We start from the raw sequence: 12,412 nt of genomic DNA on the forward strand, positions 1-12,412 counted from the left end.
TCCAACATGAAGCAGTTAATAACAGCAACCCTGTTGCTGATGGGGAGTCTTTTTGCAAATGCCCAGCAGGCGGTGCGTAAAGCACAATTCAACATTGATAAGAATGCAGTGGCAGTGAATGGCTATGATGTAGTGGCCTACTTTAACCAGGGCAAAGCAATAAAAGGCGATAAAAAATTTTCGGCGAGCGCAGAAGGAGTTGTGTATTATTTCAGCAACAATGATAACAAGGAACTATTTCTAAAAGACTGGAAAAAATATGAACCACAATATGGCGGCTGGTGTGCTTATGCAATGGGCGCTAAAGGAGAGAAAGTGGAAATAGATCCTGAAACTTTTAAGATAGTAAATGGTAAACTGTACCTGTTTTATCACAGCTGGGTAAACAATACACTTACCAAATGGAATAATGACGAAACTAATTTAAAAACCAAAGCAGATAAAAACTGGGTAAACATTTTTAAATGATCATGAACAAGATTTTTATTTGGATACTGAGAATAGTGCCGGCCGTAATAATGCTGCAGACACTCTATTTTAAATTTACCGCACACCCGCAATCGGTAAAATTATTCACCATCCTGGGAATGGAACCATGGGGACGCATCACCGTAGGTGTATTTGAATTGATCGCCGGTATATTATTGATGATCAACCGCACTGCGCTACTCGGTGCATTGCTGGGAGCAGGCTTAATGTGCGGCGCTATTTTCTTTCATCTTAGCAATAGCCAGGTAGGTATTTATTTTGATGGGGACCCGTTGCTCTTCATCTATGCAGTAATTACTTTATTGTGCTGCGCAACGCTGGTATTGATCTACCGCAGGCAGATACCTGCATTATTAAAACTAAAATTTTAACCATGCACGCTTTATTGCACACAGTAAACGACCTGTTTACACAAACAAACAGGGCGCTGCAATTGATCACGGCAGAACAGTACAGTTTTAAAAACGCACTGCTGGGTAATGCAACCATTGGTCAGCATGTGAGGCATATAATTGAATTGTTCCAGGAAATGATGACAGGATATTCCAGCGGCAATATTAATTATGAGAACCGCAGGCGTGATTTTTTAATAGAGACCGATAAAACATTTGCAGGCGAACAAATGCAGGTATTGCTTAAAGAGCTTAACCGGCCGGATAAAAAGCTATTGCTCAGTACAGGTTATAGTACCGAAGATGATGAATGCATTACAACAGTAACAAACTTTTACCGGGAATTTATTTATAACATCGAGCACACCGTGCATCACCTGGCATTGATAAAGATCGGCTATAAATCGGCATTCAATATTGATCTGCCGGATGAATTTGGCGTGGCGGCGTCTACCTTAAAATACAGGAAACTATGTGTACAGTAAGTTATGTGCCTATAAAAGATGGATATGTATTTACGTTCAACCGTGATGAAGATCCCAACAGGTATACGCCACATTTTATCACCCGGCAAAAACTTTTGCAAAAAGAGATCTTTTATGCAAAAGACAATAAAGCAGGTGGTACCTGGTTTGCAACCGATAGCCTGGGAAATGCAGCCATGTTATTCAATGGGGCCTTTACCCGCCATCAAAAAAAGACAGGTTATGCAAAAAGCCGGGGTGTTATTCTATTGCAGTTGGTGGCAGCACAAAATATGTTGGATTATTTCGATAACGAAAACATGCATACTATCGAACCATTTTCTATAATACTGTTTGAAAATAAAAATTTATACAGGCTGGTATGGGATGGAATGAACAAACATGTATTACCCATGCAGGAAACTAATGCCCACATATTTTCTTCTGCAACACTTTATGAAGAAAACATACAGCAATTGCGAAAAGAATGGCTGGCGGAATTTATGCAGCAGCAAATCATTAACAGCGAAGCATTACTGCACTTTCACAGCAATTATAAAAATACAGATAAGCAAAATGGTATGGTGATAGAAAGACCGGGAGGCTGCAGTACATTAAGCATATCTCAGGCAGTAATTACGCAACAGGCAACGGTAATAAAACATGTTGATCTTAAAACAGGTATGCAATATCAACAGCAAATATTATTAAATTGAAAAAGAACAGGTTTAGATATTGGTTGCACAAAGTGATACATTGGGAGTACTGGCCGCAATGGCTGGTATATGCTCCTGTAACGCCGGTATATATTTACTATACAATAAAAGCACGTACACCATTTTTTGTAACAGCAGCAAATCCCTCAATGGAAAATGGAGGTTACCTGGCCGAATCAAAATTCACCATTCATAATCAATTAGCGCAACAGCCTGTTGCGCAAACTATTTTGATAGCACAAGTTGAAAATTATGAGCAGGTAAAAGAGCAATTACATACATCCGGCATCAGCTACCCATTTTTTTGTAAACCCGATATTGGCGGAAAAGGAAGAGGAGTTGAAAAAGTGGAGAACGAAAACGGGTTAAGGAATTATCATAAAAAATCGCCCGTAAATTATTTGATACAGGCAGCGATACCTTTCAAAAACGAGATCGGTGTTTTTTATTGCCGGCTGCCTGGCGAAGCAAAAGGATTTATCAGTGGAATTGTTGGCAAAAGCACTATGGAGATAAAAGGTGATGGTGCGCATACCGTAAAGGAATTGATAGAAGCCGTGCCCCGCTATTATTACCAGCGGCATTTTTTGTTTGAAAAATATAAAGCGCAATTGCATACCATACCAGCAGCGGGCAACAGATTTTTACTGAGCGAGATCGGTAATCACGCAAGAGGTTCCCTGTTCACTGATCTTACGCATTACAATAATGCAAAACTGGAAACTGTGATAGACAGCATATCCAAAGCCTATAACACTTTTTATTTTGGCAGGTATGATATTAAGTTCAACAGCTGGGAAGAATTGTACGAAGGGAAAAATTTTATGATCGTGGAATTAAATGGTAGCGGCAGCGAGCCAACGCATATATACGATCCCCGGAAAACTATCTGGCAGGCATGGAAGATCATTTTACAACATTGGAAATTGCTATACAACATCGCCGCTGCAAATCATAAAAACGGGGTACCTTATCTTTCATTTAAAGAAGGGAGAAAGCTGCAGCAAATAGAAAAAGAGATCAATAAAAAATTCAAACAACAGGCAAAGAAAACCAGTGCTGATAACAGGGCAGCTATTCCGAAAGGCGCAGATCAATTACTTTCAGTTGCAGGCTAGTGGTGCCGTTCCATTCATTTTCATCAATGGTAAACACAATGTCTACAGGTTTTTTTAATTGCAGCAGGTGAAATTTTTCGGCCATATTAAAACCAATGCCGGTTAAAGTAACATTGTCCTGCTTTACCACAAAACGAATATGCAGTTCCTTCACAATTTTAGAATAGCCCGTATCCCAAACATTTTTTGCAACAAAAACAGGTCGCATATTCTCGGGGCCAAAAGGCTCCATCTGGCTGATGATACTATAAAAGGAATTATTCAGCGAAGCAAATGAAACCGGTGCATCAATAATGATCTCGGGCACCAGCAAATGTTCCTCAATAGTGGCAGCCACCACCGATTCAAATTTATTGCTGAAAGCTTCTACATTTTCCGGCAGTAGAGAAAGGCCGGCTGCAGCAAAATGCCCACCATAACCCAACAGGTATTCGCGGCAGGCATGCACAGCTTCGTATAAATTAAAACCCGGCACACTTCGGGCACTCCCTGCCACCACATCTCCGCTTTGTGTAAGCACCACCGTGGGGCGGTAATATTTTTCAATCATGCGGCTGGCTACAATGCCCACCACACCCTTATGCCAATGATCTTTAAAAACCACGGTGGTTTTCCTGTTCACCAATGCATCATCCGCATCAATGATCGCAAGGGCTTCTTCGGTAATACTGCTGTCAGCTTCCTTGCGGTCGCTGTTATCACTGTGCAGCATAGCCGCAAACTCCAGTGCTTTTTTATAATCAGGTTCAATGAACAACTGCACTGCCTTGCGGGCATCGTCCATACGCCCGGCAGCATTCACCCTTGGCGCAATCACAAACACCACATTATTGATGGATAATTTTTTTTGAATGCCTCCCAGCTCGATCAATGCCTTGATACCGGGATTGGGATCACTGTTGATCCTTTGCAGTCCGTAAAAAGCCATGATGCGGTTCTCACCGGTCATCGGCACAATATCAGCAGCAATCGCGGTTGCCACAAGGTCCAGGTAACAATAATAATGTTCGGCTTCAATATTAAAATGTTGTGCCAGTGCCGTGATCAGTTTAAAGCCAACACCACAACCGCACAATTCTTTATAAGGATAATTGCAATCTTTTTGTTTGGGATTTAAAATGGCCACCGCATCGGGAAGAATGCTGTCGGGCAGGTGATGGTCGCACACCACAAAATCAATGCCTAGTGTTTTTGCATAAGCGATCAGGTCAACTGATTTAATACCACAATCCAGCGAAATGATGAGAGAAAAATTATTTTCCTTCGCAAAATCAATTCCCATCTTGCTTACACCATAACCCTCGCGGTACCGGTGGGGGATATAAAAATCCAGCAGTGAAGGTTCATAGATCTTGCACAGGAACTGGAACATGGTTGCCACGCTGGTGGTACCATCCACATCATAATCGCCAAACACCAGTATCTTTTCTTTTTTTTCAAAGGCAGTAACAATGCGCTGCACGGCTTTGTCCATATCCTTCATCAGCCAGGCATCGTGCAGGCCTTGCAGTTGTGGCCGGAAATAGGTTTTGGCTTTTTCAAAATCATCGATCCCTCTCTCCACCAAAATGTTGCAAATGGTTTTGTTGATCTTCAGTTCCTGCTGCAGAGCAGTTACCTTGTTTTCATCGGCAGCTAATATTTTCCAGCGTTTCTCCATCATATCAGTATTTTCTATCGGTGGTATACCTTACCAGTTGTTCCAATGCTTTGCGTACCGGGCCATCGTTAAATTCATACAATATTTTCAACGCTTCGTCCCTGTACTGGTACATTTTTTCTGTTGCATAGGCAATGCCGCCGCTTTGCTCCACCGTGCTGATCACCTGCTTTACTTTTTCGGGATTCTTATTCTCATTCTTGATGATGTAAATAAGTTCCCTTCTTTTTTTTGCATCAATTTTATTGAGGGTGTAAATGAGTGGCAACGTTAGTTTTTTTTCTTTGATATCATTGCCGGTAGGTTTGCCGATATCTTCCTGCCCATAATCAAAAAGATCATCCTTTATCTGGAAGGCGATCCCGGCTTTTTCGCCAAATAATTTCATTTTGGCAGTGATATGCTCATCCTTGCTGGTACTGTAAGCGCCTACGGAGCAGGCAGACGAAAGGAGGGAAGCGGTCTTATTGCGGATGATCTCGAAATAAATATCTTCTTCTAAATTCAGCTTGCGTGATTTTTCTATCTGTAACAGTTCACCCTCGCTCATTTGTTTAACGGCATCAGAAAGTATGTGCAGGTGCTCAAAATCATTATTGGTCGTGGATAAAAGCAAACCTTTGGAAAGCAGGTAATCACCCACCAGTACGGCGATCTTATTTTTCCAGATGGCATTGATAGAGAAAAAGCCCCTCCGTTCCAGCGATTCATCCACCACATCGTCGTGTACCAGGGTGGCTGTATGGAGTAATTCCACCAGGGCGGCGGCCCTGTACGTGCTTTCGTTGATGGACCCGTGCAGTTTGGCGCTTAAAAAAACAAACATGGGGCGCAGTTGTTTACCCTTGCGCTTAATGATATATTTCATTATCCGGTCCAGCAAAGGCGTACTGCTTTTAACAGCACCGGCAAACTTTTTTTCAAAAATACCCAGCTCCTCTCCAATGATATCAGTTACAAATTTCATACACAAAATGAAGGCAATATAAGCCAGTAAAAAGCTCTGTCAAATTATTTTATCAGGCTTGTGCTGTTACAAAGGATGAAAATAAATATTTCGGGTAAGAAGAAATAATTTAACTTTAATGCAACGAATTGTGAGAATACTACGTCTTTAGCTATTTAAAAACAATACCTTATGAGTTTTTGGTAACCAAAATTAAATATTAAAAAATTTGGTTTGTAACGCTCATTTGATATTTTTGCAGTAAAATCAACTCGTACACATTTAGAAATTTTATTAATCATTAAGTTATGACAAGCAAAAAGTACAAATTATTATTAAGCGCTTTCATGTTCCTGGCGCTTGGGTCTTTTGCCCAGGTAGGCGGAAGTGGAAGTGTTTATGATTCCTCTGTAATTCCTGCTAAAAGGATGCCTCAGCAGAACGAATTCTGGAATAAATCTTACAATTTCCCTGCTAAACCACGCAATATGTGGGAGATCGGTGTTTCTACCGGTATCTTCACTGTAAGTGGCGATGTAGCTGCAAGAGCGTTTACGGCTCCTAATTTTGCCGTTCATGTAAGAAAAGCATTAGGATACGTATTTTCACTGCGTCTTCAATATTTAAATGCTGTTGGTAAAGGTTTAAACTGGGTAGGTTCCAACAACTTCGGTAAGAACGAAGCCTGGAATTTAAATCTGCCGGCAGGTAAACGCTATTTCTCTCCTGAAAGGGGTGGTAATGGTGTAATTTCCTACACAGATCGTGCAGGTACAACTTCTCCAACTGCCGACCAGGTTTTTTACAACTACAAAACTAAAGTGCAGGACCTGGGTTTACAGGGTATTGTTACTTTGAATAATATTCGTTTCCACAAACAAAAAACCGGCATCGTTCTGTATGGTGGTGGTGGTATAGGTGCAACTTTATACAATACTTATGTAAATGCACTAGATGGAAACGGCAACAATTACAGGTCTTTGTTTAACGGTATTAACAATATAACTTACAAAAACCGTAAAGACATACTGAAAGCACTGAAAGACGGTATGGATAAAACCTACGAAACTCCGGCAGAAAGCCAGGGAAATCGTCGTCCTAAAATCGGTAAAAATACATTGAAACCTTCCGGTACTGTATTGGCAGGTGTTGCATTTAAATTAGGTAAAAGAATTAACCTGGCTATCGAAGACAGGTGGACCTTCACCAAAGATGATCTGTTAGATGGTCAGCAATGGCAGGAGCAGGCATGGGGCGATGCATCATTGACCGGTGATTTCGATTCATATAACTATGCTTCAATCGGCCTGAACTTTAACCTGGGTGCTAAATCTGTTGAACCACTGTGGTGGAACAACCCACTGGATTATGCATACGACGAGTTAATGCACCACCGCAATGTTAAGATCCCTAAACCTGAATGCCCAGACGCTGATGGTGACGGAGTTTGCGATCACTTAGACAGGGAGCCAAATACTCCAGCTGGTTGCCCGGTTGATACACACGGTGTAACAAGAGATACTGATGGTGATGGTGTTCCTGATTGTAAAGATAAAGAACTGATCACTCCAACTTCTTGCCAGCCTGTTGACGCTGATGGCGTAGGTCACTGCCCAGAACCTGCATGCTGCAAAGAAATTAAAGATGGTTTGGCCAATGGTACTTTAACTGGTAAAGGAAATTGCCCAACTGATCTGCCTAGCCTTACTTTCAAGAAAGGTGCGATCTCTTTAAACGCTGATAACAAAGCTTTACTGGCTACAGTAGCAGCTAAATTAAAAGCAAGCCCAACCTGCAGCATCACCATCACTGGTTACTCAGGTACTTCTAAAGCTTCTCAGAACAGCTGCAACAAAAAAGTTGACGCTATCAGGAAATACCTGGTTGAAACCGGTGGTATTTCTAACGACAGGATCACTACCAATTGCGAAGTAAATCCTGACACTGAGAACACAGTTGATATTAAATCTAACTAATATAGATTTTTAAGTCTTTCACTTTTTGCTCAATGATAAGCCCTTCCGGTTTCGGGAGGGCTTTTTTATGGGGCTGGTTTTAAGGCAATTAACTATTTATCAAAGTATTAACGACTGTTTTTTGGCCGGCCGTTTATTTACTGGCATTTTTGAGTAATTTCCATTAATTTTGCATTCCTTTATATGAGATTAGTTAAAACTGTTTTGGCGGCACTGGTATTACTGATTGCAGTAACATCATGTACCAATTATAATAAGATCTATAAAAGCAAGGACTACGAGTATAAACTCCGGATGGCGGATTCATTCTATGCCAAAAAGAGGTACAAGGTAGCCCAGCAATTGTACGAAGAACTGTTCCCGGTGTTTAAAGGCACTGTAAAGTTTGAAGAGTTGTATTATAAAGACGCTTATTGCTTTTATTACATGAAGGATTACCCGCAGGCGCAGGCTTTGTTCAAAGGCTTTCTGGAAGTATTCCCCAACAGTACCAAGGCAGAAGAAGTGGATTATTTACACGCTTTTTGCTTTTACAAGCAATCGCCCAAGCTGGAACTGGAACAGGTGAACACCACCAAGGCGATAGGTATGATGCAGACCTTTATCAATACGCACCCGGGCTCGGAACGTAACAAAGAGGCGATCGATATTATTGATAAATGCAGGATAAAGCTGGAGCAGAAAGAATACCGCTCGGCGGAATTGTATTATAACCTGGGTCAATACAGGGCTGCGGGCCTGGCTTTTGCCAACCTGATGACCAATTACCCCGAATCGACCAAGGGAGATGAATACAAACTGAAGATCGTAAAATCGTACTATAAATTTGCCAAACTCAGTTTCGAGGATAAGCAGATAGAGCGTTATGAAAAAGTGATCACCGAGTACCAGGATTTTGCAGATCGTTTTCCGGAAAGTAAACTGCTGAAAGAAGCAGAGAGTTATAATAATTTAAGTCAAAATCACATTAAAGACATAAAAAATGAGCAAGCTACGTCGTCAGTTAACAGGTAATACCAGCAGTGTAGTAGAACCTAAAAGTTTATATGATATAAAGCAAAAGACCGGTAACGTGTACGAATCTATTGCTATCGTTGCAAAACGTGCCAACCAGATCAACATCACCGTAAAGGAAGAGCTGCATAATAAACTGGAAGAATTTGCCAGCCATACCGACAGCCTGGAAGAAATTCATGAAAATAAAGAGCAGATTGAAATTTCGAAAGCTTACGAGCGTATGCCTAACCCTGCACTTTTAGCTACCACCGAATTTATGGAAGACAAAGTTTACTTCCGTAAAAACGATGAAGACCTGTTCAGCTAAAAGCAATATTTACCAATATTATTAACAGAAGAAGTTATAATTTTATCCCGTCCCGCTTATAGCGAGACGGGATTTTTTATGCTGAAAGGAAAACGAATATTACTGGGCGTTACAGGCAGTATTGCTGCTTATAAATCGGCCATACTGGTGAGGTTGCTGGTAAAGCAGGGCGCCGAAGTAAAAGTTATTATGACGCCTGCAGCAAAGGATTTTGTAACACCACTGTCATTATCCACGCTTTCTAAAAACGATGTACTAGTTGATATTGCCGGTAACGATACCTGGGCCAACCATGTAATGCTGGGCCGCTGGGCCGATGTGATGCTGATTGCACCACTGAGCTGTAATACTCTTGCAAAGATGGCCAATGGTTTATGCGATAACCTGCTGATGGCCGTTTATCTCTCTGCCACCTGCCCCGTGGTGGTGGCGCCGGCAATGGATGAAGATATGTGGCATCATGCTTCCACTAAAAACAATCTTGCTGCGATAGCAGCTTTTAATAACCACATTATTCCGGTAGAAAAGGGCGAGCTAGCCAGCGGGCTGGTGGGTGATGGACGCATGGCCGAACCGGAAAACCTTGTTGCCTGGCTGCAAGATTTTTTTGCAGATACGGCTGCATTAAAAGGCAAAAAAGTATTGGTAACAGCAGGGCCTACTTACGAAGCCATTGACCCCGTTAGGTTCATTGGCAACCACTCGTCGGGTAAGATGGGCGTGGCTATTGCAGAAGAAATGCAGCGGCAGGGAGCAGCGGTAAGCCTTGTTTTAGGGCCTTCTAATATTACAGTGGCAGAAGGTATTGAAGTAATAAAAGTAAGATCGGCGAACGAAATGTACGAGGCCTGTATCAATCGCTTTGATAGCATGGATATAGCAGTGATGAGCGCCGCAGTAGCCGATTACACACCTGTAAATGTGGCTGCGGAAAAAATAAAAAAGAACGAAGGCAGTTTTAATATAGCACTCACCAAAACAAAAGACATTTTAAAATCGCTGGGAGAAAAAAAGAAAGCAGGCCAGTTACTGGTGGGCTTTGCACTGGAAACCACCAATGAAAAAGAATATGCCTTAAAGAAACTGGAGAGCAAGAACGCCGACATGATCGTACTGAATTCGCTGAACGATACAGGTGCCGGCTTTGGGCACGACACTAACAAAATCACTATTTTTGACAGGCAGGGAAAGGAATATACATTTGAAACAAAACCGAAGAAGGAAGTGGCGAAAGATATTGTAAACATTATTATCCGATCAATACATGCGTAAAACTATTTTTTTATTGCTGCTTGTTTTTACAACAGCTATAAGCCGTGCACAGGAGCTGAAAGCCACTATCACCATTTCGGCCAGCCAGGTGGGCAACTCGGTAAACCCAAGCGTGTTCCGCACATTGCAAACGGCGCTGAATAATTTTGTGAACAACCGCAAATGGACCACTGATAATTTTTTACCCAACGAAAAGATCGTGTGCAGTTTTTTCCTTAACCTGGAAGCTACTTCCGAAACGAACGTATACAATGCCACTATCACCGTACAGGCGGGCAGGCCCATCTATAATTCCTCTTACCTTTCGCCCATTATCAATTACAGGGATGAAAGTGTAAGTTTTAAATACGTGGAATTTCAACAGCTTGATTTTAATGAGAACAGGGTATCGGGTACAGATCCGCAGGCATCTAACCTTACAGCTGCGATCGCTTATTATGCTTACATGATACTGGGCTTTGATTATGATTCGTTCTCCCTGCATGGCGGCGACCTGTATTTTCAAAAGGCACAGAACATTGTGAATAATGCACCCGATGGCAGGGGCATATCGGGCTGGAAGGCTTTTGACGGTAACAGGAACCGTTACTGGCTGGTGGAAAATATGCTGAACAGCCGTTACAATATCATGCACGATGTGTATTACAATTACTATCGCCTGGGCATGGATAAAATATACGAAGATGAAAATACAGCCAGGGCCGAAGTGATGAATGTGCTGAACCTGCTGAATAATTTTAATAACGACAATCCCAATAAAATGATCAACCAGTTTTTCTTCCAGGGAAAATCGGCCGAGTTGATCAGCCTGTTCTCCAAAGCGCCGCAACAGGATAAACAAAAAGCATCTGAATTGCTGCAAAGAATGGATGTTACCAATGCCAATAAATATAAAGATGGTTTGAAATGATGCGGAAGCTGATCGTATTGCTGTGTGCAACCTTTTTATTTTCGTGCGGAAATAAAAGTAATATACCGGGTAATGTATTAAAGCCTGCCAAAATGCAACTGGTATTGTGGGATGTATTGAGGGCCGATGCATTTACTTTTGATTATGTAACAAAAGACACCACACGCAAACCGGAAGCGGAGAGTATAAAAATGCAGCTGCAGATATTTGCGGTACACAAAACATCGAAAGAAGAATTTTACAGGAGCTACGAATTTTATAAAACACGCCCCGACCTATTGCAGCCCATGCTGGACAGTATCATCAGCAAGGCCACAAGGGATAAGTTTGCCAACACCATGGGCAAACCAAAAGATTCAGACACATCAAAGCTGATAAAATGAACAAGGTATTTAATAATGCAACAGAAGCGATCGATGGCATTAAAGATGGTGCTGTGATAATGCTGGGTGGCTTTGGATTGTGCGGCATACCCGAAAACTGTATTGCCGCATTGGTAAAAAGCAAGGTAAAAGAATTGACCTGTATCTCTAACAATGCAGGGGTGGATGATTTTGGCATAGGATTAATGCTGCAGCAAAAGCAGGTAAAAAAAATGATCTCCAGCTATGTAGGAGAGAATGCAGAGTTTGAAAGGCAGCTGCTGAGTGGCGAGCTGGAAGTGGAGCTGATACCACAGGGCACATTGGCCACCCGCTGTATGGCCGCTGGCTATGGCATGCCCGCCATCTTTACACCGGCAGGTGTAGGTACCGAAGTAGCAACAGGCAAGGAAACACGAAACTTCAACGGCAAGGAATATTTATTGGAATACGCATTTGATGCCGACTATGCCATTGTAAAAGCATGGAAAGGCGATACCGATGGCAATTTGATATATGCCGCCACTGCAAGAAACTTTAATCCATTGATGGCGATGGCCGGTAAGATCACCATTGCAGAAGTGGAGGAGTTGGTACCTGCGGGCGAACTGGACCCCAATCAAATTCATACACCGGGGATTTATGTGCACAGGATTTTTAAGGGGGAGAAATACGAGAAAAGAATAGAACAGCGGACAGTGAAAACCCCCTCCGCCCCCTAAAGGGGGAACCTGTGAGCGTATTTTAGTAAACCAGCTTTTTAATAATGATGAAAATAATTTA

The 12,412-nt window shown here is 42.0% G+C and carries 14 protein-coding genes; 12 read left to right on the top strand and 2 right to left on the bottom strand.

Going from position 1 to position 12,412, the window contains the following annotated elements; translation table 11 throughout:
* Positions 1-6: 6 nt before the first annotated feature.
* From QM738_RS10895 to QM738_RS10915, 5 genes are read left to right on the top strand one after another with little or no spacing between them, the layout of a single operon-like run.
* Complete coding sequence (locus QM738_RS10895) at positions 7-468, top strand: YHS domain-containing (seleno)protein (RefSeq protein ID WP_462276743.1); 462 nt, start codon at positions 7-9, stop codon at positions 466-468.
* A 2-nt stretch (positions 469-470) separates the two neighbouring features.
* Complete coding sequence (locus tag QM738_RS10900; RefSeq protein WP_462276744.1) at positions 471-860, top strand: DoxX family protein; 390 nt, start codon at positions 471-473, stop codon at positions 858-860.
* Positions 861-862: 2 nt separating this feature from the next.
* Positions 863-1,366, top strand: coding sequence for a hypothetical protein (locus QM738_RS10905; RefSeq protein WP_462276745.1), 504 nt, complete (start codon positions 863-865; stop codon positions 1,364-1,366).
* On the top strand, positions 1,354-2,061 hold the full coding sequence (locus QM738_RS10910; RefSeq protein ID WP_462276746.1) for an NRDE family protein: 708 nt from the start codon (positions 1,354-1,356) through the stop codon (positions 2,059-2,061). The genes QM738_RS10905 and QM738_RS10910 overlap by 13 nt, the downstream gene beginning before the upstream one ends.
* Positions 2,058-3,179, top strand: coding sequence for a hypothetical protein (locus QM738_RS10915; RefSeq protein WP_462276747.1), 1,122 nt, complete (start codon positions 2,058-2,060; stop codon positions 3,177-3,179). The genes QM738_RS10910 and QM738_RS10915 overlap by 4 nt, the downstream gene beginning before the upstream one ends.
* On the opposite strand, the gene recJ is transcribed toward QM738_RS10915, so the two are convergent.
* Positions 3,136-4,842 carry a single-stranded-DNA-specific exonuclease RecJ gene (gene recJ / locus QM738_RS10920; protein ID WP_462276748.1) on the bottom strand — a complete coding sequence of 569 codons (1,707 nt, stop codon included), beginning with the start codon at positions 4,840-4,842 and terminating at the stop codon, positions 3,136-3,138. The genes QM738_RS10915 and recJ overlap by 44 nt on opposite strands.
* A gap of 1 nt (position 4,843) precedes the next feature.
* Complete coding sequence (locus tag QM738_RS10925) at positions 4,844-5,806, bottom strand: polyprenyl synthetase family protein (RefSeq protein WP_462276749.1); 963 nt, start codon at positions 5,804-5,806, stop codon at positions 4,844-4,846.
* A gap of 287 nt (positions 5,807-6,093) precedes the next feature.
* On the opposite strand from QM738_RS10925, the gene QM738_RS10930 reads away from it, so the two are divergent.
* The 7 genes from QM738_RS10930 (at position 6,094) to QM738_RS10960 (ending at position 12,351) form a co-directional block, all read left to right on the top strand.
* Positions 6,094-7,761, top strand: coding sequence for an OmpA family protein (locus QM738_RS10930; RefSeq protein ID WP_462276750.1), 1,668 nt, complete (start codon positions 6,094-6,096; stop codon positions 7,759-7,761).
* A 183-nt stretch (positions 7,762-7,944) separates the two neighbouring features.
* A complete protein-coding gene (locus QM738_RS10935; protein WP_462276751.1) occupies positions 7,945-8,775 on the top strand; it encodes an outer membrane protein assembly factor BamD in 831 nt (276 codons plus the stop codon).
* Positions 8,744-9,085: a DNA-directed RNA polymerase subunit omega gene (locus QM738_RS10940; protein ID WP_462276752.1), complete on the top strand. Its 342-nt coding sequence runs from the start codon at positions 8,744-8,746 to the stop codon at positions 9,083-9,085. The genes QM738_RS10935 and QM738_RS10940 overlap by 32 nt, the downstream gene beginning before the upstream one ends.
* Before the next feature lie 78 nt (positions 9,086-9,163).
* Positions 9,164-10,357 carry a bifunctional phosphopantothenoylcysteine decarboxylase/phosphopantothenate--cysteine ligase CoaBC gene (gene coaBC, locus QM738_RS10945; RefSeq protein ID WP_462276753.1) on the top strand — a complete coding sequence of 398 codons (1,194 nt, stop codon included), beginning with the start codon at positions 9,164-9,166 and terminating at the stop codon, positions 10,355-10,357.
* On the top strand, positions 10,350-11,267 hold the full coding sequence (porD, locus tag QM738_RS10950; protein WP_462276754.1) for a type IX secretion system protein PorD: 918 nt from the start codon (positions 10,350-10,352) through the stop codon (positions 11,265-11,267). The genes coaBC and porD overlap by 8 nt, the downstream gene beginning before the upstream one ends.
* Positions 11,264-11,650, top strand: coding sequence for a DUF4296 domain-containing protein (locus QM738_RS10955; protein ID WP_462276755.1), 387 nt, complete (start codon positions 11,264-11,266; stop codon positions 11,648-11,650). The genes porD and QM738_RS10955 overlap by 4 nt, the downstream gene beginning before the upstream one ends.
* On the top strand, positions 11,647-12,351 hold the full coding sequence (locus QM738_RS10960; protein WP_462276756.1) for a CoA transferase subunit A: 705 nt from the start codon (positions 11,647-11,649) through the stop codon (positions 12,349-12,351). The genes QM738_RS10955 and QM738_RS10960 overlap by 4 nt, the downstream gene beginning before the upstream one ends.
* Positions 12,352-12,412: the final 61 nt, after the last annotated feature.

The organism is Ferruginibacter sp., from assembly GCF_049840995.1.
In the GTDB taxonomy this organism is placed as follows: domain Bacteria; phylum Bacteroidota; class Bacteroidia; order Chitinophagales; family Chitinophagaceae; genus Ferruginibacter.